20 protein-coding genes are annotated in these 23,311 nt (G+C 67.1%); 10 read left to right on the top strand and 10 right to left on the bottom strand.

Annotated features, from left to right (window positions below; translation table 11 throughout):
• The first annotated feature begins 2 nt into the window (after nt 1–2).
• The 9 genes from CFB50_RS25135 to CFB50_RS25100 all read left to right on the top strand — a co-directional run bounded on the left by CFB50_RS25135 (nt 3) and on the right by CFB50_RS25100 (nt 8,149).
• Nucleotides 3–1,043: an ABC transporter substrate-binding protein gene (locus CFB50_RS25135; RefSeq protein ID WP_089447532.1), complete on the top strand. Its 1,041-nt coding sequence runs from the start codon at nt 3–5 to the stop codon at nt 1,041–1,043.
• 4 nt (nt 1,044–1,047) lie between these two features.
• A complete protein-coding gene (locus CFB50_RS25130) occupies nt 1,048–2,148 on the top strand; it encodes an ABC transporter permease (RefSeq protein WP_089448411.1) in 1,101 nt (366 codons plus the stop codon).
• Nucleotides 2,142–2,969, top strand: coding sequence for an ABC transporter ATP-binding protein (locus CFB50_RS25125; protein WP_089447531.1), 828 nt, complete (start codon nt 2,142–2,144; stop codon nt 2,967–2,969). The genes CFB50_RS25130 and CFB50_RS25125 overlap by 7 nt, the downstream gene beginning before the upstream one ends.
• A 50-nt stretch (nt 2,970–3,019) precedes the next feature.
• Entirely contained in the window at nt 3,020–4,204 is a 1,185-nt protein-coding gene (locus tag CFB50_RS25120) for a c-type cytochrome (protein ID WP_089447530.1), read from the top strand.
• Nucleotides 4,205–4,240: 36 nt separating this feature from the next.
• The gene (locus CFB50_RS25115) at nt 4,241–5,194 is read left to right on the top strand and encodes an ABC transporter substrate-binding protein (protein WP_089447529.1); all 954 of its coding nucleotides are present in this window, start codon (nt 4,241–4,243) and stop codon (nt 5,192–5,194) included.
• Nucleotides 5,195–5,282: 88 nt separating this feature from the next.
• Nucleotides 5,283–6,149 carry an MOSC domain-containing protein gene (locus CFB50_RS25110; protein WP_089447528.1) on the top strand — a complete coding sequence of 289 codons (867 nt, stop codon included), beginning with the start codon at nt 5,283–5,285 and terminating at the stop codon, nt 6,147–6,149.
• Nucleotides 6,150–6,278: 129 nt separating this feature from the next.
• The gene (locus tag CFB50_RS25105) at nt 6,279–6,683 is read left to right on the top strand and encodes a TetR/AcrR family transcriptional regulator (RefSeq protein ID WP_256979248.1); all 405 of its coding nucleotides are present in this window, start codon (nt 6,279–6,281) and stop codon (nt 6,681–6,683) included.
• A gap of 168 nt (nt 6,684–6,851) precedes the next feature.
• Complete coding sequence (locus tag CFB50_RS39630) at nt 6,852–7,004, top strand: hypothetical protein (protein WP_174917219.1); 153 nt, start codon at nt 6,852–6,854, stop codon at nt 7,002–7,004.
• Between the two features lie 68 nt (nt 7,005–7,072).
• Complete coding sequence (locus CFB50_RS25100; RefSeq protein ID WP_089447527.1) at nt 7,073–8,149, top strand: NAD(P)H-dependent flavin oxidoreductase; 1,077 nt, start codon at nt 7,073–7,075, stop codon at nt 8,147–8,149.
• Between the two features lie 80 nt (nt 8,150–8,229).
• On the opposite strand, the gene purU is transcribed toward CFB50_RS25100, so the two are convergent.
• The 7 genes from purU to CFB50_RS25065 all read right to left on the bottom strand — a co-directional run bounded on the left by purU (nt 8,230) and on the right by CFB50_RS25065 (nt 18,071).
• A complete protein-coding gene (gene purU, locus CFB50_RS25095) occupies nt 8,230–9,105 on the bottom strand; it encodes a formyltetrahydrofolate deformylase (protein WP_174917290.1) in 876 nt (291 codons plus the stop codon).
• Nucleotides 9,106–9,177: 72 nt separating this feature from the next.
• A complete protein-coding gene (locus CFB50_RS25090; RefSeq protein WP_089447525.1) occupies nt 9,178–10,293 on the bottom strand; it encodes an aminotransferase-like domain-containing protein in 1,116 nt (371 codons plus the stop codon).
• Nucleotides 10,294–10,316: 23 nt separating this feature from the next.
• Nucleotides 10,317–11,954, bottom strand: coding sequence for a gamma-glutamyltransferase (gene ggt, locus CFB50_RS25085; protein WP_256979247.1), 1,638 nt, complete (start codon nt 11,952–11,954; stop codon nt 10,317–10,319).
• Nucleotides 11,955–12,115: 161 nt separating this feature from the next.
• Nucleotides 12,116–13,978 (bottom strand): NAD(P)/FAD-dependent oxidoreductase, encoded by a 1,863-nt coding sequence (locus tag CFB50_RS25080; protein ID WP_144020691.1) that lies wholly within the window; start codon nt 13,976–13,978, stop codon nt 12,116–12,118.
• Between the two features lie 70 nt (nt 13,979–14,048).
• A complete protein-coding gene (locus CFB50_RS25075; protein ID WP_089447522.1) occupies nt 14,049–15,377 on the bottom strand; it encodes a hypothetical protein in 1,329 nt (442 codons plus the stop codon).
• Nucleotides 15,378–15,395: 18 nt separating this feature from the next.
• Nucleotides 15,396–16,220 carry an alpha/beta fold hydrolase gene (locus CFB50_RS25070; RefSeq protein ID WP_089447521.1) on the bottom strand — a complete coding sequence of 275 codons (825 nt, stop codon included), beginning with the start codon at nt 16,218–16,220 and terminating at the stop codon, nt 15,396–15,398.
• Nucleotides 16,221–16,235: 15 nt separating this feature from the next.
• Nucleotides 16,236–18,071, bottom strand: coding sequence for an FAD/NAD(P)-binding protein (locus CFB50_RS25065; RefSeq protein ID WP_256979355.1), 1,836 nt, complete (start codon nt 18,069–18,071; stop codon nt 16,236–16,238).
• A gap of 435 nt (nt 18,072–18,506) precedes the next feature.
• Between CFB50_RS25065 and CFB50_RS25060 the strand changes: the two genes are divergently transcribed.
• Nucleotides 18,507–19,418 (top strand): LysR family transcriptional regulator, encoded by a 912-nt coding sequence (locus CFB50_RS25060; RefSeq protein WP_089447519.1) that lies wholly within the window; start codon nt 18,507–18,509, stop codon nt 19,416–19,418.
• Between the two features lie 54 nt (nt 19,419–19,472).
• On the opposite strand, the gene CFB50_RS25055 is transcribed toward CFB50_RS25060, so the two are convergent.
• The 3 genes from CFB50_RS25055 to CFB50_RS25045 all read right to left on the bottom strand — a co-directional run bounded on the left by CFB50_RS25055 (nt 19,473) and on the right by CFB50_RS25045 (nt 23,269).
• A complete protein-coding gene (locus CFB50_RS25055) occupies nt 19,473–20,351 on the bottom strand; it encodes a LysR substrate-binding domain-containing protein (RefSeq protein ID WP_089447518.1) in 879 nt (292 codons plus the stop codon).
• Between the two features lie 651 nt (nt 20,352–21,002).
• A complete protein-coding gene (locus CFB50_RS25050; protein WP_089447517.1) occupies nt 21,003–22,409 on the bottom strand; it encodes a sensor histidine kinase in 1,407 nt (468 codons plus the stop codon).
• Nucleotides 22,410–22,588: 179 nt separating this feature from the next.
• A complete protein-coding gene (locus tag CFB50_RS25045) occupies nt 22,589–23,269 on the bottom strand; it encodes a response regulator (RefSeq protein ID WP_069251438.1) in 681 nt (226 codons plus the stop codon).
• Nucleotides 23,270–23,311: the final 42 nt, after the last annotated feature.

Below are 23,311 nucleotides of genomic sequence, written 5' to 3'. Positions count from 1 at the left end.
TCATGACCCGAACCACCGCACCCGCGCCCGTGCCCGCCGACGCACACGACGACAAGCGCCGCAAGCTGCTGCGCGCCGCCGGCGCCGTCGCGCTCGCCGCACCCGCGATCACGCTGGGCCGCAAGGCCTGGTCCGCGCCGCCGCTGAAGAAGCTCACGTTCGCGTGGAACCAGAACGCGTTCTGCCTGACGCCGATCGTCGTCGCGCAGGAGCGCGGCTTCTTCGAGAAGAACGGCCTGAAGGTCGATTTGATCAACTACAGCGGCTCGACCGACCAGCTGCTCGAATCGATCGCGACCGGCAAGGCCGATGCGGCGGTCGGGATGATCCACCGCTGGCTGAAGCCGCTCGAAGCCGGTTTCGACGTGAAGATCATCGGCAGCTCGCACGGCGGCTGCGTGCGGCTCGTCGGCGCGAAGGCGGCCGGCGTGACGACGCTGCAGGCGCTGAAGGGCAAGACGGTCGGCGTCAGCGACCTGGCTGCGCCCGGCAAGCATTTCTTCTCGATCCTGCTCGCGAAGAACGGGATCGATCCCGAGCGCGATATCACGTGGCGGCAGTATCCGGCCGACCTGCTCGGGGTGGCGGTCGACAAGGGCGAGATCCACGCGATCGCCGACGGCGACCCGAACCTCTATCTGCTCGAGAAGCGCAGCAACGGTGCGTACACCGAACTGGCGACGAACCTGTCCGGCGAATACGCGCGCAAGGTGTGCTGCGTGATCGGCGCGCGCGGCGACCTCGTGCGCAACGACCGGCCGTCGGCCGCCGCGCTCGCGCGCTCGATCGTGCAGGCCACCGAATTCACGCACGACAACCCGAACGAAGCCGCGAAGGTGTTCGCGAAGTATTCGCCGAAGATCAGCCCCGAGGACCTGCGCAAGCTCTACGCGACGCTCACCTACAACCATCACCCGACCAACGTCGACCTGCAGCAGGAAATCGCGTTCTACGCGGACGACTTCCGCCGCATCAGCGTGCTGAAGAAGAGCACCGACCCGCAGCGCTTCGCGCAGCAGGTCTATGCGAACGTGCTGGGGTGACGCGATGTCGACGATCGAACACGCTCCTGCCGCACGCTCCGCGTCCGCCCCTTCCGGCGGCAGTGCCGCCGCATCCGCGCCCGCGTCGCGCGTCGCGTGCATCGCCTGCGAAGCCACGTTGGCCGCCGAAGCCCGCCGCGCACGAACCTGGCCAATCGGCATCGCCGCCGCGCTCGCATGGGGCGCGCTCGGCGCCCTCACGCAACTGTGGCCGAACCGCGTCGTCGGTTTCAGCGACTGGGCGTACACCGGCGAATTCGCCGTTGGCGCGTGGACGATCGCCGCGCTGTTGCTGGTCGCCGCGACGCTCGGCCATCTCGTTCCCGCGACGCGTACGCGGCTCGCGCGCGTGCGCCCGGCCGGCCCGTGGCTCGTCGCGCTGCCGCTCGTGCTCGCCGCGTGGGAAATCGTCACCGCGAAAACCGGCTGGCTGCCCACCCCGTTCTTCGCGCCGCCACAGGCGCTGATCGAGGTCTACGTCGACGACTGGCCGCGCCTGCTCGGCAGCGCCGGCAACACGCTGAAGCTGCTCGCGCTCGGCTTCGCGTACGGCGTCGCGGTCGGTTTCGCGGTCGGCGTGTCGATCGGCTGGTCGCGCCGGATCGGCTACTGGGTGCATCCGGTGCTGCGCGTGCTCGGCCCCGTGCCGGCCACCGCGCTGCTGCCGCTCACGTTCTACTTCTTCCCGTCGAGCTATTCGGCGGCCGCGTTCCTGATCGCGCTCGCAACCGGCTTCCCGGTCGCGGTGCTCACGTGGTCGGGCGTCGCGAGCGTCAACAAGCAGTATTACGACGTCGCGCGCACGCTCGGTGCGAACGCGCGCTTTCTCGTGCTGCGCGTCGCGATTCCGGCCGCGCTGCCGCACGTGTTCGTCGGCATCTTCATGGGGTTGAGCGCATCGTTCACGGTGCTGGTCGTCGCCGAGATGATGGGCGTCAAGTCGGGACTCGGCTGGTACCTGAGCTGGGCGCAGGGCTGGGCATCGTACGTGAACATGTATGCGGCGCTGATCGTGATGGCGCTGCTGTTTTCCGGGCTGATCGCGCTGCTGTTCGCGGTGCGCGACCGCGTGCTCGCCTGGCAGAAAGGAACCGTCAAATGGTGAGCGCCGCCGGTCTCGAATCGTCCGTTGCATCGTCCGTTGCCGCTGCGCCCGCCGTCACGGCGCCGCGCGGCGCGCGCATCGACATCCGCCGCATGAGCCATGCGTTCGACGGCCCCGGCGGCGCGCTGCCGGTGCTCGACGACGTCACGCTGTCGGTCGCGGCCGGCGAATTCGTCGCGCTGCTCGGCCCGAGCGGCTGCGGGAAGTCGACGCTGCTGCGGCTCGTCGCGGGCCTCGATGCCGCGCGGCACGGCACGATCGCGCAGGACGGCGTGCCGATCGAGCAACCCGATCCGTCGCGCATCGTCGTGTTCCAGGACCCGACGCTGTACCCGTGGCGGCGCGTGCGTGCGAACGTCGCGCTCGGCCTCGAGGCACGCGGCGTGGCGCGTACGGCGCAGCATCGCGTCGACGATGCGCTCGCGCGCGTCGGGCTGCAGGAATTCTCGAACGTGTTCCCGCACCAGTTGTCCGGCGGGATGGCGCAGCGGGTCGCGCTGGCCCGCGCGCTCGTCAACGATCCGCGCCTGCTGATTCTCGACGAGCCGCTCGGCAAGCTCGATTCGCTGACGCGGCTCACGATGCAGGCCGAGCTCACCGCGCTGTGGCAACGCGACGGCTTCTCCGCGTTGCTCGTCACGCACGATGTCGAGGAAGCGCTGTTCCTCGCCCAGCGCGTGATCGTGTTCGGGCCGCGCCCCGCGCGGATCGTCGCCGAATTGCACGTCGACCTGCCCTACCCGCGCCATCGCGGCGACCCGCGCCTCGCCGAACTGCGTCACGACGCGTTGCGGCACCTCGGGCTCGATGCGAGCTGGTAGATGCGCGGTGCCGTTCCACGAAGGGCCGCCGCGCGGCGGGACCGTAGCCGATGAACGCGCCGACGTTCGCCGACTGGGCGCTCCTGTTTCTGCAAGGGCTGTATCGCGCGCAAATCGCGCTGGCGCGCGGGCTGCATGCGATCGGACTGACGGGCAACGCCGACGGTCAAGCCGCGTGGCCGTGGGCCCATCGCATCGCGCTCGAAACGCTGCGCATCGACGCGGGACTCACGCGGCAGCTCGCGTTCGCCGTGGCGGCGACGGCGCTGGCGGTCGTGCTCGCGGGCATCGCACTCGCTTCGCGCAAGTGGCGTGTCGCGTCAGCGCTCGCTGCACTGGCGGTTGCGTGGTTCGCGCCGTGGCCGCCGTCGTCGCTATGGCTCTCGCCTGCCGTACCGACGAGTTTCCAGCGCGATCCCGCGCCGTTTTCCGTATCGAACGTGATGCGCGGCGCGCATCTGTATGCGCAGCACTGCGCGGCGTGCCACGGCGCGGACGGACGCGGCGAAGGGCCGCTCGCGGCCACGCTCTCCCATTGGCCGCCGACCTTCGTCGGCGCGCTGCTCGCCCGTCGTCTCGACGGCGAGCTGTTCTGGCGCGTGCGCCACGGCACGCGCGACGAACACGGCGCGTCGACGATGCCCGGCTTCGCCGCGACGCTCGGCCCCCAGGACACCTGGGCCGTGCTCGACTACCTGAAAGCGCTCGCTGCGGGCAGCGGCGCGCAGGCGGAAGGCGCGTGGCCCGTGCCCGTCCCGCTGCCGGCGCTCGACGTGCGCTGCGGCGGCGCCGCGCCCCATCCGCTCGAGCGCTGGCGCGAAGGCCAGCGCGTGCGCATCGTCGCGCTCGCACCGGGCGCGCCGCCGCCGCCGGAAGACGCGCGCTGGCAAACCTTGCTCGTCACGGCACACGGCGCGCCCGTGGCGCAGGCAACCGGCACCGCGCGAGCCGATTGCGTCGCATCCACGCCCGATGCGTGGCGCGCATTCGCGACGATCGCCGGCGTCCCGCCCGACGCGCTCGGCGGCACGCAGCTCCTCGCCGATCGCCGCGGCTGGCTGCGGGCACGCGCGTTGCCGGGCAGCGCCGGCTGGTCGGATGCCGACCTGCTGTGCCGCTCGGACGCCACCGCACGACCGGCCGGACCGGCAGCGACCGGCGATCCGCTGACTGCGCTGCTGCTGCGCGTCGATACGGAGCCCGTGCGCGATGTGCAGGCCGGGCTTCCCCATTGATGAATCCCTGAACTTCTCTTCCGACCGAGTTTCACGATGAATCCGACCCGACGCCATTTCCTCGCACAGGCGAGCGCCTTCGCCACGATCGCCGCGGCCCCGGCTGCCCTGCGCGCGCAATCGGGCGCGCGGCCGCTGCTGCGCGCCGGCGACCAGAAAGGCGGGCTGCGCGCGCTGCTCGAAGCGGCCGGTGAGCTGAACGGCCTGGCGTACGACATCGCGTGGACCGAGTTCCCGGCCGCCGCACCGCTCGCCGAAGCGCTGAACGCGGCCGCCGTCGACTGCGGCCCGATCGGCGACGCACCTGTGATCTTCGCGCTCGCATCGGGCGCACGCATCAAGGTGATCGGCGCGAACCGTTCCGACCCGTACGGCACGGCCGTGCTCGTGCAGCCCGATGCGGCGCTGAAAGGCGCAGCCGACCTGAAGGGCAAGCGCATCGGCACCACGCGCGGCTCGATCGGCCATTTCGTCACGCTGAAGGCGCTCGATGCGGCCGGCCTGCCGCCCGACGCCGTGTCGTTCCGCTTCCTGCCGCCGGCCGACACGATGCTTGCGCTCGCAACCGGTTCGATCGACGCGTGGGCGACCTGGGAACCCTATACCGCGCTCGCCGAAACGAGCGGCCGCGCGCGCGTGCTCGTCAACGGCCGCGGGCTGTGGTCGGGCCTCAGCTACCTCGCGGCGACCGACGCGGCGATCGCGTCGAAGCACGACGTCCTGCATGATTTCCTGCGGCGCGTCGTGCGCGCGCAGACCTGGTCGTACCGGCATGCCGACGCGTATTCCGCGGCACTCGCGCGCATCATCGGCATTCCGCCGGCGGCCGCGAAGCTGCAGTTCGAGCGTCGCAACACGCGCTGGCTGCCGATCGACGCGACGCTCATCGCGGAGCAACAGCGCACGGCCGACTTCTACCTGAAGGCCGGACTGCTGCGCCAGCCGCTCGACGTGCGCACGACGTTCGACTCCGGCTTCCCGCTCGCATGACCGGTCGCGCGACGGTGCGCAGCCGCCCAAACGGCTGCGGCGCGATCTGGCACAATCGCAGTCTCGCCATCCGCCTTCAGCCAGCGTCATGCCAGCCATCGCCGAACTCTTCGTCTACCCGATCAAATCCTGTGCCGGCATCGCGTTGTCGCGCGCGCAACTGCTCGAAACGGGCCTGGCGTACGACCGCCACTGGCTGATCACCGACCCGGCCGGGCAGATGATCACGCAGCGCACGCACCCGCGCCTCGCGCTGATCCGCACCGCGCTCGACAGCGATGCGCTCGTGCTGAACGCGCCGGGCATGCGCGAGATTCGCACGCCGCTCGACGGCGATGTATCGCCCGCCACGCCGAAAATGGCCGCGACCGTGTGGCGCGACACCGTCGACGCGATCGATACGGGCGCCGAAACGGCCGCGTGGCTCACCGAATTCCTCGGCGTGCCCACGAAGCTCGCGCGCTTCGGGCCCGACGCGCGCCGCGGCTGCAACCGCAAATGGACCGGCGAGATCGATACGCATACGCAGTTCGCGGACGGTTACCCGCTGCTCGTGATCGGCCAGTCGTCGCTCGACGACCTGAACGCGCGGCTCGCCGCGAAGGGCGCGCCGGCGATCCCGATGAACCGCTTCCGCCCGAATATCGTCGTGTCGGATCTCGATGCGTACGAAGAGGATTTCGTCGAACATCTCGACACGGAAGGCGCGACGCCCGTGCGGCTGCGCCTCGTGAAGCCGTGCACGCGCTGCCCGATGCCGACGATCGACCAGGTCACCGGCGCGCCCGATCCGGCGTGGCCGCACGAGCCGACCGACACGATGCAGACCTATCGCGCGAATCCGAATTTCAACGGCGAGCTGACGTTCGGCATCAATGCGATCGTGGTCGAAGGCGCGGGCACGTGGCTCGAGGTCGGCCAGTCGCTGGAAGCGGAAATCGGCTTCGGCGACTGATCGCCCCGCCATGCAGCCTGCCAGACCTGCGCGCGCACGTTCCGGCAGATCAAGCCTTCTTGACTACGCGATCGCCGTATTCAGCGAACATGGATTCGAGGGCAGCTCGGCCTGAATGTCACCAGTGCGATGGGCATCGGGCGACAGCGCCTCTCCGCGGCGTTCGGCGACAAATGGCAGCTTGACCTGTCGGCCCGGCGCCGCTACGGGACGGGCGAATGCGCAGCGCACTTCGACGCGTTGCGTAGCGGCGCACGCGCGATCGACGGCATCGACGCGTTGCTTCGTCACGTGGTCGAGATGGCTGCCCAGTCTTGTCTTCGCACGATTTCAATCTACGAATTCGGCGCGCCCCGTCCAGAGCTCACGGATATCCATGCGGTGCTGGCCCACCGCCTGATCGCCGCAATCGCAGGCCGGGTCCGTGATGCGCAGCGCGAAGGCGGCGTGGCCGCCGAGTTCCTGATCGCGAGCATCAACGGCATGCGCATCGCGGGGCGCGGCGACGCCGACCGCGCGAGCCTGTCGGTGTGATCGGGCGCGTCTCGTCCGCAGTCGTGCGCGTCGGGGCGTCGCCGTTCTCTTTTAGAGAAACCCTCGCATCTCTATTTTTCATCCCATGCGCTCAATAAAATTCATATCATGCGCATGTTCTAACCCGCCGGCATCACGCCCCGCGCCAACGACCAAGGAGACGCCTTCGTGCTGGACGCCATCCTCATTACTCTCGGCATCGCCGTGGTCGCGTGTTCGTTGTTCTACAAGTTCCTGCTGCTCCTGTACCAGGCCGACCAGCGCGCCGCCGAGCGCCGCCGGGAAAAGAGCCTGGGCGACGACAGGCCCGGCCCGTTCTGATGGCGGCACGCCGTCGCAGCGCGTATCCGCCGCCCCAGCCTTCTTTGTCCATTTCCGAGGAATGAACCATGTCACGCTCGCTTTCCACTCCACTGACCCAACAGATCGGGATCGCCCTGCCGATCGTGCAAGGTCCGATGAACGGCGGCTCGACGCCCGAGATGGTCGTCGCAGTCTCCAATGCCGGCGGCCTTGGCTCGCTCGCCGCGGCCGGCCTCGGCCCTGACGCGATCCGCTCGCAGGTCCGGACAATCCGCGCCGGCACGTCGAAGCCGTTCGCGATCAACCTGTTCGTGCTCGACACGCCCGCGCCGAGCGATGACGAGGTCAGCGGCGCGCTCGAACGGCTGCAGCCGATCCGCGCCGAGCTCGGCCTCGCACAGGGGCAGCCGCTCGAACGGTACTGCGAGGATTTCCGGCAGCAACTCGAGACGCTCATCGAACTGAAGGTGCCGGTGGCGAGCTTCACGTTCGGCCTGCTCGACGCGCCGTCCGTCCAGCGCCTGCACGATGCGGGCAGCCTCGTCATCGGCACCGCCACCAGCGTCGCCGAAGCGCGCGCGTGGGAAGCCAATGGCGCGGACATCATCTGCGCGCAGGGCGCCGAGGCCGGCGGGCACCGCGGCACCTTCCTCGGCCAACCCGACGCCAGCATGATCGGCACGCTCGCGCTCGTGCCGCAGATCGCCGACGCCGTGTCGCTGCCGGTGATTGCCGCAGGCGGCATCATGGACGGCCGCGGCATCGCCGCCGCGCTGACGCTCGGTGCGCAGGCCGCGCAGCTCGGCACGGCCTTCCTGACCTCCGCCGAATCGCCGATCCATCCGGCGTGGAAGGCGCACATCCGCCAGTCGACCGACACGTCGACGCGCACGAGCCGCACCTTCACCGGACGCCCGGCGCGCGGCATCGTCAACGACTACATCCGCCGCATGGCCGAGTTCGAGCAGCACGTGCCCGCGTATCCGATCCAGAACGCGCTGACGACCGAGATCCGCAAGGCGGCCGGTGCGGCGAACCGCACCGACTTCATCGCGATGTGGGCCGGACAGGCGGCGGGTCTGAGCCGCCGGCGCGACGACGGCATCCCGGCCGCGGCGCTGGTGCGCGCGCTCGCGGACGAAACCGCGACGATCTTCGGCTGAAACCGGCTCTCGCATCACAACGACGAACAACGCACGGCCCCTTCACGGCGCCGTGCGTCTTTCATTTCCCGCTTCTCCGATTACCGGAACACCACCGTCTTGTTACCGTTCAGCAGGACCCGGCGTTCCGCGAACCACTTCACCGCCCGCGCCAGCACCACGCACTCCGCATCCCCGCCGACCGTCGCGAGCGCCTCCGGCGACATCGCGTGATCGATCCGCGCAACGTCCTGCTCGATGATCGGCCCCTCGTCGAGATCGCGCGTCACGAAGTGCGCGGTCGCCCCGATCAGCTTGACGCCGCGCGCGTGCGCCTGGCCATACGGCTGCGCGCCCTTGAAGCTCGGCAGGAACGAGTGATGGATGTTGATGATGCGCCCGTTCAGCGCCTCGCAAAACCCGGCCGACAGGATCTGCATGTAGCGCGCGAGCACCACCAGCTCGATGTCGTGCGCAGCGACGAGCGCGAGGATGCCCCGCTCCTGCGCCGCCCGCTCGTCGGCCGACGCGTGCGCCGGCAGCGGGAAATGATGGAACGGCAGGTTGTAGCCGTCGACGAGCCGCGCGAGATCGCGATGATTCGACACGACGCCGCATACCTCGACCGGCAGCGTACCGCTCGCGTGGCGAAACAGCAGGTCGTTCAGGCAGTGGCCGAGCTTCGACGCCATCAGCAGCACGCGGGGACGCTGCCGCGCGGCGAACAGCTGCCACTGCAGGTCCGCCCCGTGATCGAGCAGGCCGATGCCCGCACGCAACGCCGTCGCGGTCGCGCCGCCGTCGTCCACCGCGAATACGATCCGCATGAACAGTCGTTGCGACGACGGATCGCTGTACTGCGCCGAATCCAGCACGTGGCCGCCCAGGTCCGCGAGCAGGCTCGACATGCGGTGAATCATCCCGCGCTGCGCCGGGCAGGACGCGGCCAGTACGTATTCGACGCTCGCGACGCTCACGGGCTCGACCGTCGCCGCCGCCTCGTCGGGCAAGCGGGCTTCGCTTGGTGTCAACACGACGTCTCCTCCTCGTCAGATCGTGGCATGCGCTTTGCCGCTACGCGCCGCCGTGTTCAGGTGGTCCACCACGTCGCCGAGGCGGCGCATGCCCTCGGTGATGTCGGCGGCGTCGAGCGCGCAGAACGGTACGCGCAGGAACCGGTAGCCGGGCTGCGCGTCGAAGAACGCGCGCCCCGACGAGAGCACGAGCCCCGCCTCGCGCGCCGCCGCCTGCAGCGACTGCTCGTCGATGCGCGCGCCGAGCCGCAGCGACGCGAAGAAGCCACCATCCGGGCGCACGAACAGCCGTCCGGGCAGATAGTGCTCGATCGCCTGCAGGCAGGTGTCGAGCCGCGGCCCGTAAAGCTGCTTCAGGCAGTCGAGCTGGGGTGCCAGCCGACCGTCCTCGCACCACGCCGCGATAATGCCCTGCGCGAAAAAGCTCGGCGTGATGTAGTGCCGCTCGGCCACGCTCGCGACACGCTTCACGACGTCTTCGGGCGCGACCAGAAACCCGGTGCGCACGCCCGGGCTGATCAGTTTCGTAAACGAGCTCAGGTGCAGCGTCAGGTCCGGCGCCATGCTGCGCAGCGACGGCAGCGGCGTGCCGCGATAGCGGAGAAAGCCGTAAGGTCCGTCCTCGACGAGCAGGAACCTGTACTCGCGCGCCCAGCGGACCATCGTGCGCCGTGCGTCGACGCTCATGCATGCGCCGGTCGGGTTCTGGAAATCGGGAATCAGATAGACGAGCTTCGGCTGGTGGCGTTTCAGCTCGCGCTCGAACGCGTCGATGCAGATGCCATCGGCGCCGACGTCGATGCCGACGATCTTGACGCCGTGCTGCCGCAGGGTCGCGATCGCGCGGTCGTAGGTCGGGCGCTCGACGAACACGACGTCGCCCGGCTGCAGGTACGCGTCGCAGATGAAATTGAACAGTTCGAGCGAACCGTGACCGACCAGCACGTTCGACATTGCGCTGTCGAACCACGACGCGATGAACTCGCGCAGCGGCGGATAGCCGAAAGCGGGCCCGTACTGCAGCATCCGGTCGGCGTCGCGCGCGAGCGCGCTCGCCGCCATCGCGCGCAGCGAATCGACCGGGAACGTCCGCGGATCCGGAACGCCGCGGGAAAGATCGATTGTCTTCATGAGTAATCCTGTATGAAAGCAAGTTAGTTGACGAGGCGAACCGTGCCGCGCGCACGCGGATCGGATGCGGCTTCCGGCATGTCGCCGTTGACCCGGATCACCTGGATGTCGCCGTTCGTGAAGCGCGGCTGCAGGTTATAGCCGCGCGCGACGAGCTCCTCGGCGAGCACGCCCTCGATCGGCGCGTAAGGCTCCCAGTACACGGTGTTCACGGGCAGCAGTTGATGATGGACGCGCATCTTCGCGACGGCCTTCGCGAGCGGCATGTCGAACGCATGCACGTTGTTGATCACCTGGAAGATCGATCCGAAGATCCGCGACCCGCCCGGCGTGCCGATCACGAGCGACACCCGGCCGTCCTTCGTCATGATCGTGGGCGTCATCGACGACAGCATCCGTTTGCCCGGCGCGATTGCGTTCGCGTCGGCGCCCACCAGGCCGAACCGGTTGGCCGTGCCCGGTTTCGCGGAGAAGTCGTCCATGTCGTTGTTCAGCAGGAAGCCCGCGCCCTCGACCACGACACCGCTGCCGAACTTCGAGTTCAGCGTGTAGGTGTTGGACACCGCGTTGCCGAACTTGTCGATGATCGAGAAATGGGTCGTCTCCTCGCTCTCCTCCAGCCCGGGCTGCACCGCGTCCACTCGCGTCGGCACCGCGAGATCGACCGCGGCCGCGCGGCGGCGGATGTAGGCGAGCTCCAGCAGCGCGTCGACCGGCATCTCCTGAAAAGCCGGATCGCCCAGGTATTCGGCGCGATCCGCGAACACCCGTTTCGACATTTCCGCGACGAGATGGACGTACTGCGTCGAGTTGTGCTCGACGCCCGCGAATGCCGCGCTCAGCGCGTCCTTCATCTTCAGCAACTGCAGCAGCCCGATTCCGCCCGAGCTGGGCGGCGGCGCGGTCACGACCTCGTAGCCGTTCCAGTGGGCCACGAGCGGCTTGCGCCAGATCGTCCGGTATTGACGCAGGTCGTCCTTGGTAATCGGCACGTCGAGGTCGGACAACTGCCTGACCAGCAGTTCCGCCGTCGCGCCGAGGTAGAACTCGTCGACGCCGAAACGCGCGATACGCTCGAGCGTATCGCCGAGCTCCGGCTGGCGGAACACGCCGCCCTCCCCCATCGCGCCGAAGAACCGTTTGAAGTTCGTCTTGCCCTCGAAATCCGCCAGCATGACGTCGCGGCGCTCGATCAGTTGACGGTGCACGACGAAGCCCTGCTTCGCGTAGCGGATTGCGGGCGCCACCAGCCGCCGCCATGGCAAGGTGCCGAACCGGCTGTGCGCGTCCCACAACCCGCGCACGGTGCCCGGCACGGCAACCGAGTGGCGGCCGACCACGCACATGCCCGGCACGACCTCGCCGGCTTCGTCCAGGTACATGTCGCGCCGCGCGTTTGCCGGCGCGCATTCGCGATAGTCGAGGAAGTACGGCGCGCCGTCGTAGTGGATGTTCATGAAACCGCCCCCGCCGATGTTGCCCGCTTCCGGATAGGTGACGGACAGCACGAACGCCGCCGCGACCGCGGCGTCGATTGCGTTGCCGCCTTCCGCCAGCACCGCCTCGGCCTCGTTCGCGCTGTATACGTCCGGCGCGGCCACGGCGCCGGCCTTCAGCGCCTGCGGAATCCGCCCGCCGGCCTCCTGCTTCATTTTCCGCATGACCCGCTGCGATTCCTCGGCCGCCTCGCGTGCCCGGGCGTCCTGTTCGCTTTCGCGTCGGATCGGTTTTTCGTTGGAGATCTTCATGGTCTGACAGTTCTGGTGAAATGAATGAAACGGCGCGCGGGCCGGCCGGTGGGCCGGCTCGCACGCCCCGCACGTCAGCCGAGCGCGGCTTCCGGGTACGCGGCCGCCTGCGGCTGCGGCGCTGCGGCGCCGAGGAACACGCCGGGCCGGTTCGAGTGGTAGGCAAAATGCATCGGATGGTCGCGCCGCTCGACTGCATCGAACACCGCCTGCGCAATCTCGGGCGCCTGCGCGAATCCGCCGGTGTTATGTCCGCCCGTGATCACGCAGCGGCCGCCCTGCGCGCCCGGCAGGATCTCGAACACGCCGAGGCCCGACGAGGTCCACGGCCGCACGCAGTACTTGAAGCTGTCCTGCAGATTGCCGGCCTCGTTCGCCGCGCGGTACGACGCGGGGAAGTACTTGGCGGCCGTGTCGACGAGCCCCTGGTAGATCTGCTGGAGTTGCGCAAGATCGATGTTGCGCGGATCGACGCCGGTATGGCCATATCCCGATCCGATCACGAGAATCGGCCGGCCGCGCTCGTCCGTCGCGACGGTGATGTTCGCGTCCTCGGTGATGTGCCCCTTGCGGGCCAGCTTCAGCGAATGGCGCAGATCCGGCTCGAGGTTCGGGATCCGCAACCACGCGCCGAGCACGCCGTGGATCTTGCCCTTCGTCTCGGTGCCGCTCAGCAGCGTGTCGCCGTACGCGCCGGTCGACAGCACGTAGTGGTCGGCTTCGAGCACGTCGCCGTCGATCCGCACGCCGCACACCCGCTTGCGCGCATCCCGCTCCAGGCTCTGCGCCGCGCATCCCCAGGTGAACTCCGCGCCGCCCGCGCGCAAGCGCTGCAGCAACTCGCGCACGAACTTGTGCGAGTTGACCGTGAAGCCGACCACGTGGACGCCCCCCGCGACATGACCGCCGAGCACCGCATCGGCGAGCGCCGGATGCTGCTGCGCGACCTCCTGCGGCGTCAGCACCTGCAGGGTGGCGCCGATGCGGTTCTGGCGCCGCACCGCGGCCGCGAACTGAGTCTTGTCCGAATAGAGCCGCAGGATGCCCTGGCGCATCAGCGCGGCCGTGAACAGATCCGGATCATCGTCGATCCAGCGCGTCCATTTCGAGTAGCTCGCGCGCGACAGCGCGAAGATGTCGTCGTTGTACTTGTCGGCCAGCCAGACCGGGATGCCCTCGAACTCCCTGACCCAACGCAGCTCGTTGTCGGACAGCGTCTCCTTCCAGTGGACGTTCCAGCCGAGCTCCGTCACGCTGCGCCGAAACAGGTTGTTCATCGTCAGCGAGACCTGCCGGTCGTTGTAGTTGTCCATCTCCGACAGCGTGAACATCCGCGCGTCGTCGCCGCCGTGGCTGCATCCGTAGCTCGTCCACGGATGGGCGGCGCCGGGGTCCGGGCGCGCATCGACGAAATGCACCGCATAGCCTTCCTGCTGCAGCCGGTACCCCGTCACGAGATTCACGAGCCCCGCGCCGACCAGCAGGACCTTCGTGCTGCCGACGACCGAGTCGGGCTGCGGCGCCGGTTCGTCGCGCCCGAAGCGGCTGCGCAGCGCGTGCCGGACCCAGCGGGCCTCGAGCAGCTCGAACGCGCTAACGTAGGCGTCGCCGAGCGACTTGCCGACCGCCTGCAAGGTCACGCTGTTACCGGCCTCGATCTCGCCGGACGGCGCGTAGTCGAGCAGATCCTGCGCGTTCGGATCGGGAATCACGACGCGTACGACGTAGACCGGCGACGCGCTCGCCGCGGCCCATTCGTCGATCGCCTTGCGGGGCACCGGGTCGCTCGAGATCAGCGCGTCGACGCCGCCCTCGATGAGCGTGCGCGCGAGCATGTCCTGGCTCTTGTGCAGCAGGTCCGGGCGGTAGACCACGTTGTCGGCGAGCAGTGCGTCCTGCAGCGGCTGGTCCAGCACATCTAGCAACAATATCTTCATGGTGGTATCCGATGGAATGTCGGTAAGGGTCATGGATGCGCGCCGCGCATCCGGAACGTTCGCGCGGGTGTCAACCGTGAGTACTCATCGCCAGCAGCGCGAGCAGGTAGACATAGGCGATCGCCATGCCGAGCGCGCAGAAGCGCCAGTTCGACACGTAGCTGGTCTCGCGACTCGACATCTGGAGGCTGGTGGCGGCGAGAATCGAGCAGATCGACACGGGCGACAGCAGGTTCGACATCACGAACATCGACGTCCACGCGAGGTACTGCACGTACGTCGGCCCGAGCACGGTCGCGTCCACCAGCGGGAAGAAGATGCCGAACAGGATCATCGGGTGCACGCCCAGCATCGTGATCGCTGGCAGCACGACGATCAGCAGCACGACGACCGCATACGGATTGCCGAGCGGCGCGCGCACAGCCTGCGGCAGGTATGCGGCGAGATCGACGTGCTGGATCGTGAAGATCAGCAGGCTCGACGCCGCGAGCAGCAGCAGCTCGGGCGCGATCCCGTCGACGCTCTTCGGCACTTCCTTCGCCAGCGCCGGCCCCGCCTTGCTGCCGGACAGCACCAGCAGCTCGAACGCGTAGCCGGAAACCGTCGCGAACGCGAACGACCAGGTCAGCTTGTTCGTCATCACGTAGCAGATCACGCCGAACGACGCCACCATTGCCGCCAGCACGAGCGGCTTGAGCTTGTCGACCTCGCGTGCGTTGCCGCGGCCGTTGTCGATTTCGAGACGCGGCGTCATCGCGCCCGCCACGACGAACAGCGCGAGCGGCATGCCGAGCAGCAGCACCGCGGCGGAATCCAGGTGCGGAATCGCCGCCGCGATCGACGCCGATGCCACCGTCGTCGGCAGGATGAACATCGATGCGCACAGCGAGCGCATCGTGATCCGCGCGATGCCGAGCCGGTTCCTCACCTGCGGCCCGCAGACGGCGCCCATCATCGATATCGCGCCCTGGCTCGTGAACAGCGTGAGCGCCATCGTCGCGAGCGCGACCCTCACCGAGTTGCGCGCGCGGTCGGGTGGCGTGATCAGCCGGCTGCTGACGAGCGCGGCAAGCCCCGAGCGCGTTAGGCTGTGCCGGAACAGCGACACGCCGACAAGCAGCGCCATCACCGGCGAGAACCGGCCCATCGCCGCCAGGAGTTGCGGCGCATCGACCGCATTGCCGAGCAGTGGCACGCAGATCGCGAAGATGACCACCGCGTACCAGAGCGTCTGCTTCTTGCGGCTCTCCTTCGACAGACACAGGATCGCGAGCGGAACGCAGACGATCACGCCGACGCTCGACGCCAGCTTGGGCAGCGCTGCCGAATACGCCGTTGCCGCCAGAAGCAGCATCGAACTCAGCATCAGGGCGCTAGCTTTCTGCCATCCGTTCAACATGACGTTCTCCTTATCGTTCTAGATGGACTGAAGAAATTCGTTGAGCAGGTTCGGCTCGGTCACCATCGGATCGTGCCGCGCGTCCAGCTCGCGCCAGATCCAGCCTGGTTGCGCGCGGATGTCCTTCTTGAGCTTCGCCAGCGGCGCGAACGAATGGGCCACGCAGTCGACATAGATGCGCGGCACGCCGTTGCCGATCGGGTTCTTCAGGTAGAACTTCTCCTGGTAAGGCCCGACCGGATGCGGCGTCAGCAACGACCCGACCCACGCCTTGTCCTCCTCCGTGACGATGTCGTAGGTGCTGAGCGGAGGCGGCGGAATCGCGATGCCGTTGCCTTCGCGCGCCACCTGCTCGAGCCGCTTGCGGGTAATCTCCGCCGGTTGCGCATCGAACGCGGATACGCCGTTCGGGACGACGAGCGCGTCGAGATAGACGAGCGTCCGCAGCGCCTGCGGAATCCGGTCGGCCACGCCGCTGATGATGAGCCCGGAGAAGCCGCTGCCGACGAGAATCACATCGCTCAGGCCCTCGTACTGGATGTGGTTGACGATGCTCGTGATGTGGGTCGTGAGCGTGATGTCCTTCGACAGCAGATGCTTGGCTTCGCCCACGCCCGGGCAGGTCGGCGTGGATACGTGATGCCCGGCCGCGCGCAGCTTCTCCGCGACCTTCTTCCAGCACCAGCCGCCATACCACGCGCCGTGCACGAGCACGAACGTCCTGACCTTCGACGGCGATTGCGTCGGCACCTTGGCCGACGTGTCCTGCGCATTGACCTGCCGGGCCGCGAGCGCGCCCAGCGCGAGGCCGAGCGCCCCATTGTTGAAGTTGCGACGATTCATGGTTCCGGTCTCCTGTTATACGGCCTCGGTGTCGAGCTCCTGCTCGGCTTCACAACGCCCCGCGATGTCGTTCACCATCGCGATACAGGCGCGCCCCGCATCCTGCAGCCCGCGCGAATTCGAGAACGGGCGCGGCAACACGTACGTATAGAAATGCGCGCCCTCCACCACGTAGCCAAGCGCCCACAGATTCGGAATCACGTCGCCGGCGCGATTGATCACGTTGACGCCCTGCGTGATCTCGATGCCGCTCGGCTTGAAGTCACCGTTGCTGAACGGCGTGACGACGCCGGACGCGAGCATGTTCCGGACCAGCGGCGACGGGCTTGCCTCGGGTTCGAACGGGTCGACCTTTGCGCGAATCAGCACGTCGAACGCCTCCTTCACCGGCTTGCCGAAGCGGTCGGTCGACAGCGTGAAGCAATGGTGCTGATCGTCGTAGCCGAGCTCCGGCCTGGGACCGAAGAAAGACAGAACGCCCGCGTCGATCAGCGCGAGCATTTCCATGTTCCGCTCCTTGGGCGGCCCGCTCGCGATGCGGTTGCTGATCGAGCACCAGTACGACAGGAAGCGACGGTGCGATTCCGGCGTCAGCCTGCAGTAGTCGACGGCGTGCCGGATGTTGTCGCGGATGTCGCGCAAGATGTCCGCCGCCGCCTTGCGCGGGTTGTCGACGTTGCCGGCGAAGCAGTCCGCGATGTCCTCGATCAGGTGGCCGCGGACGTACTTCCGGTACGCTTCCTGGTCGGCGAACTCGAGATGCGCGGCGGGCACCATCAGCAGATCGATCGCTGCGTCGACCTCCGGCTCGACCTGGTAGGTCGCCGGATCGGTCCACACGCCCGACGCCGAACTCGAGTACACGTAGGCCATTTCCTTTTTCAGCGTCGGCCACAGGTCCCGATCGAAATCGAGCTGCTCGTTGCCGCGTTCGAGGCGGTTCTTCGCGCGGCATGCGTCGACGAAATCGCGCGTGAAGAACTTCGCCTTGTACTGCCCGTAGGTGCCTTTCTGGTTCACGGCCCGGCCGCCCGCCGGCAGGCCCTGGCGCGAGAACACGGTGATCTTCGGCTCGCGTCCGCAGCGAATGTAGCGATAGCGGTCGACCGATACCTTCTCGAACCGGCCGCCGAGCCCGATCGTCAATGCCGAAATCGCGTCCGTCGCCGTCAGGCCCGTGCCGCAGATCGCCACGCGCGCCTGCGAACTGATCGAATTGATCGAATTGATCGGATAAGGCGACTTGAAGTAAGCAAGGTGGCTGTTGCCCCCCTTGCCATGCGCCGTCCAGTTCTCGAACTTCCGGTCGAACGCGTCCGTGCCGCCGAGGCTGTGGCCCATCGTCAGGAATACGTAGTTGGCGTCGATCCTGAAGCCACCGTCCAGGCGCACCTCGATCCGGTGCGAATCGATCGGCACGATGTCAACCACGTTGCGACGGTGATTGATTACGTTCACATAATCCGGCAGGGTGTCGATCAGCCGGTCGTATACCCACGTCAGGTATTCGCCCAGCACCGCGCGCGACAGGTAGGTATTCTCGTTGATCGATTCGCCCTCGTCCGACACGAGGTAGCGGCCGCCCAGCTTCTTGTAGCCGCGTTCGAGCGCCCATTCGAGGAAGGACGGCCCAGGCAGAACCGGGCCGGAATCCGTGACCGAATCGTCGCAATACATCGTGATCTGCGCGGCGATGGTGTTCACGAGCAAATGCTCGGGCTGGCTCCACTCGTGAATACCCTGCCCCGGTGTGGACGGGTCGATCAGATGCAGATCGATACCGACATCCAGATCGCGCTCCGAAAGCACGGCGTGCAATCGTTCAAGAAGCGTCAATCCACGCTGACCCATGCCGACAATGGCGACATTAATTCTATCCATATTGATTCCCCAATTATTTAATCACCCACATCACAATCGGATTCAATAATCGAAGGACAAAATCATCCCCTGGCGCCGGCTTGTCGACGGCGCCGCTCTGCATTGTCCGACCGCCTTCAGGCCGGACCATGGCCACGGGGATCAAGTGTCTTCAATTACCGAGCAACCGGTATCGAATCAGGCTAAGCCGCCCTCGACACCAATCACCTGGAAAATTCTATTAGCACTGGATCAGGCGGGATAATTTAAATTTTTGATATTCAATTCGTTTTTTAAGAAACAGTTGCCCGTTGATTTAAAAGGAATGAAACTATCAATACAAAGAAAACAAAGAGAACTTCTCTTTATTCGGTGAATTTCAAATCGATCAACGAATGACGCGGGCTGATTGCGGGGACGGAAGGAATGGATCTGAGGGCATTGCAGATTTTCAAGGCGGTGGTCGACGAGGGAGGCGTGGCGCGCGCAGCCGAACGCTTGCACTGTGTGCAGTCGAATGTGTCGACGCGCATCAAGCAACTGGAGGACATGCTCGGCACGCGCCTGTTCGAACGTGCCGGCAAGCGACTGACGGTGACGCCTCGCGGTGTTGTGCTGCACGGCTATGCGGTCCGCTTACTGGAGCTTGCCGACGAGGCGCGCCAGGTGATGAAGGGAAGCGACACGCTATGCACGGAGTTGCGCATCGGCGCGATCGCGACGACTGCCACGCTGCAGCTACCGCGCGCACTGACGGAATTTCACCGCGAGCACCCCGCGGTGCAGTTGCGCGTCAATGTCGCGACGTCCGACAGCATCGTGCGTGATGTCCTCGGGCGGGATCTAGACGTCGGCTTCGTCGCCGGTCAGCCTCCCCATGACGAACTCCGGCAGATCGAACTCGACGCGGAGGAACTCGTGCTGTTGACCGATCGCGACCATCCATCGATTCGTTATGCGAATGATCTGGCGAATACGAAGATCATCGGCTTTCGCGAAGGATGCACGTATCGCAGCCGGCTGCAGCGCTGGATGGCGGAAGCTGGCATGCCGCTGCCGCGCACGCTGGAGTTCGACACGTCCGAGGCAATCGTCGGCTGCGTCGCGGCGGGGCTCGGCGCGGCGATCATGCCGGTCGCGGTCGTAGGGAATCTCGGTTTCACGGACCAGATACAGTGCCACCCCCTGCCGGAAAAATACGCGTTCACCAGGACGATGATGATCTGGCGTACCGACAGCCGGCATCATGCCGATTACCTCGCGCTCGCGGAAAGCTTCCTCGCCCGCCCCGTCCCGACGACCTTCCTCGCCCTGACCGAGTCACACGTCGACGTCTGAGACAGCCGCAACGCCCGGGAGGCTCTCCCGGGAGGCTCACCCGCCCTGCGCACGCTACGACGCCCGGAGCCCATGCGCCTTGAGGCTGCGGATGAAGGCGTCCCGCGCACTGTGCTGGGCGATGTCCTTGCGCCAGACGAAACGCACCTGATTTCTCGCGACATCCGGCACGACGGCATGGCACTTGATGACGTTCGTCAGGTCCCGCCGCTCGATCAGCGACCGCGGCATCAGTGATACGCCCATGCCCGCGCCGACGCAGGCGATGATGACCTCGGGCGCGCCGAATTCCAGTACGATCCGCGGCTTGAGTCCTGCGCCCTCCAGCCAGCTTTCGAAGCGCGCGCGATGCGAACCGTCCGAACGAAACGCGAGGAAGCTGCAGTTGCGGAGATCCTCGGCCGAGGTGACGACCGGATGACTGTGATCGGTGATCAGCAGCAGTTCTTCATCGAACGCCACCTCCTCGGCCAGTTCGTCGGACACTACCGGTGCAGGCACGAGCGCGATGTCGAGGCGATAGCCGATCACGCCATGCATGATCTGGTCGATCGAGCCGGTTTCGATCGCCATGTCGACCTTCGGATAGCGTTGATGGAAGTCGGCCAGCATGCGCGGCAGGCGCGCGGCGGTGGTAGCCTCGGTCGCGCCGATCCGAAGCTTGCCGACGGGCTCGCCGCCGCCTCTGACGACCGAGCGCGCCTCGTCCGCCAGTTGCAACATCCGCTCCGCGTAGCCGAGTAATTGCGACCCTTCATTCGTGATGACGAGGCGTCCATTGACGCGGTAGAAGAGCGGAATGCCCAACCGCGCCTCGAGCTGCCGCAACCGCGTCGAGACATTGGATTGCACACAGTTCAGCACGGTAGCCGCGCGGGCGATTCCACCCTCGTCTGCAACGGCCTTGAATATCTTCAATGCCTGCAAATCCATTCTTGTCCCTTGCTTTTTGCTTGCCAACGACGGTTTGACTGGCAGTCGTGGATTGCTTGCCGAGCAGGCGCAAACGCACCGGACCGGCGGCGCGGGCATGCGCGCGCCGCCGTCGCATCATCGGTTCGGAAGGCAGGCTGGCTATCGGAAAAACGAGCCGCGGACGCGGGCAGCAAGCCCGCGCCGTCGACCGCAGCACAATCGAATCGGACGGCCGCTCAGGCGCCGTCAGCTGATGCCGGTCGGTAAGGACGCTTGCGCCGCATGCCCTCGCGATGCGGCCGCCCGCATGCCGACGCGACGGCCGGCTCGGTTGAAAAGTCTCTCATCATTATTCTCGATGTCGATATGATTCATTGGCGACATGATAGCGAATTACGCAATCAATGAGTTTGTTTTTGTAAAAAATTAGAAATGTAAACGTAAGCGCCGTGACTTGCCTCATGGACATGGGAAAAAGCGTGCTCGGAAGCGTTGCGATGGCTCCGGCCCTGCCGTCGATTCGACGTTCGAGAATATCTTAATAAAGTCGTTTTTTAATATAATCACAGCCACTGCTTCGATTAATGATTAATCAACGAAGAACCAGCACTCCGGTCGCGAAACGAAGCCGCCGGATCGCATCGCAGGGCGACATATCTAAGCAAATTCCTATCCGTCCGCACGCACTGCGGGCAGCGTCACCGTGACGATCAGCCCTCCGCCCGCCGCATCGCCCAGCGTTACGCTGCCCTGATGCACGCGCGCGATCTCGCGCACGATCGACAGCCCGAGCCCCGTCCCTTCGACCGTCTGCGTCTTGCTGCCGCGATGAAAGCGCTCGAACACCGCGTCGCGCTCGTCCGCCGGAATGCCCGGCCCGTTGTCGATGACGTCGAGCCGCGCGTGCTCGCCGTCGCGCGACACGCGCACCGTGATCACCGCGCGATCGCCCGCATAACGGATCGCGTTGTCGATCAGGTTGCCGATCATCTCGCCGAGCAGGTCGGACTGCCCGTGCACGTCGAGGTCGGCCTCGTGCTCGAAACCGAGATCGATGTCGCGCGCGCGGGCGACCGGCGACCAGTCGAGCGTCACGCTGCGCGCGAGCCGGTGCAGCGCGACCGGCTTGTGCGCGACCGTATGGCCGCTGTCCGAATCGAGCCGCGACAGCGACAGCAGTTGCTGGACGATCTTCACGGCCTGCCGCACGGCGCCGTTCGCACGCCGCAGGTGCCCGTTCGCGCGCGGCTGCTCGTCAGGCCGCAACGCGAGCTCGACGCCCGCCTGCACGGCCGCGAGCGGCGTCTTCAGTTGATGGGCCGCGTCGGCGAAGAAGCGGCGCCGCGCGACCTGCATCCGCTGCGTGCGGCCGATGTACTGGTTGATCGACTCGACGAGCGGCGCGAGTTCGCTCGGCACCGCGCCGGTATCGAGCGGCGTCGTATCGTCCTCGCTGCGCGCGGCGACCGTCGCCGACAGCCGGTTCAGCGGCCGCAGCCCGCGGCCGACGCCGAGCCACACGATGCCGAGCGCCAGCACGACGAGCAACCCTTCCTGCAGCAGCGAGCCCACCAGGATCTCGCGCGCGAGCGCCTGGCGCGCCTCGATCGTCTCGCCGACCATCACCCACACGATGCGCGACTGCGCGGTCGGCACGTCGTGCACCGGGATGCGCAGCGCGGCCATCCGCAACTGCTCGCCGCGATAGACGACGTCGTAGTAGCGCGTGACGAACAGCGCGCCGTCGCCCGCGTCGCGCCCTTGCGGCAGCGGCAGGTCCGGGTAGCCGGTGATCGTGTGGCCGTTGTCCTCGCGGATCAGGTAGTAGATCTTGCCGCCGTCGCTCGACTCGAGCATTTCGAGCGCGAGATACGGCAGGTCGACCTCGATCTCGCCGTCGTTGAGCCGCACGCCTTCGCGGATCGACTTCAGCGACGACGACAGCGTGCGGTCGAACGCGACGTGCGCGGCGCTCATCGCGCGCTGATACGTCAGCCACGAGTCGAGCGCGAGCAGGCCCAGCAGCGGCAGCAGCAGCCACAGCGCGACCTGGGCGCGCAGGTTCGGGCGGGTCACTCGGCCCCCCCGGCAGGCCGCCCGATGAGGCATGACGGCGCATGTACGGCGCGCCTCTCCGCGCCCGCGCGGTCGCCCGGGAATGGCATGTGTGCCGTTGGCGGGCCGCGAACGTGTCGATCCGACGTCGCACGTCAACGCATCCACCGGTCCCGGGCAAGGATCGTGAGCGCGGCGGTTCATTCAGCCGTCTCCGCCTTCGCTTCCAGCAGATAACCGAGCCCGCGCAGCGTGACGATCGCGACGCCCGTGTTCTCGAGCTTCTTGCGCAGCCGGTACACGTAGATCTCGATCGCATCGGCGTTCACCGACTCGTCGAGCCCGAAGATCTTCTCCGACAGCGTTTCCTTGTTGATCGCCCGGCCGTTGCGCAGGATCAGCACCTCGAGCACCGAGCGCTCGCGCGGCGTGAGCGACAGCGGCTCGCCCGCGAGATGGAAGCTGCGGTCGATACTGTCGTACGAAAGCGGGCCGCACTCGACCCGCGAATGCTCGTGGCCGAGGCTGCGGCGGATCAGCGCGCGGGCGCGTGCCTCCAGTTCGGTCAGTTCGAACGGCTTCGCGAGATAGTCGTCGGCGCCGAGATCGAGCCCTTTCACGCGATCCTCGACCGATCCGTGCGCGGTCAGGATCAGCACCGGCACCGGATTGCGGCGCGCGCGCAGCCGCCGCAGCACTTCCAGCCCGTCGAGCTTCGGCAGCCCGAGATCGAGAATCACCAGCGCGTAATCCTGCGTGCGCAGCACGTGGTCGGCCGCCTCGCCGTCCGCCATGTGGTCGACCGCGAAGCGCGCCGCGCTCAGCGCGTCGTTCAGCGACTGGGCGAGGTTCGGATTGTCTTCGACGAGCAGCACACGCATGGGGATTCCGGTAAGGTCAGCGACAGGCCGCTACATTACATG

This window comes from Burkholderia sp. AU33423 (assembly GCF_002223135.1).
Classification (GTDB): Bacteria; Pseudomonadota; Gammaproteobacteria; order Burkholderiales; family Burkholderiaceae; genus Burkholderia; species Burkholderia lata_D.
The sequence above is the reverse complement of the archived record's forward strand: the minus strand, read 5'-3'. Positions and strand labels throughout refer to the sequence as shown.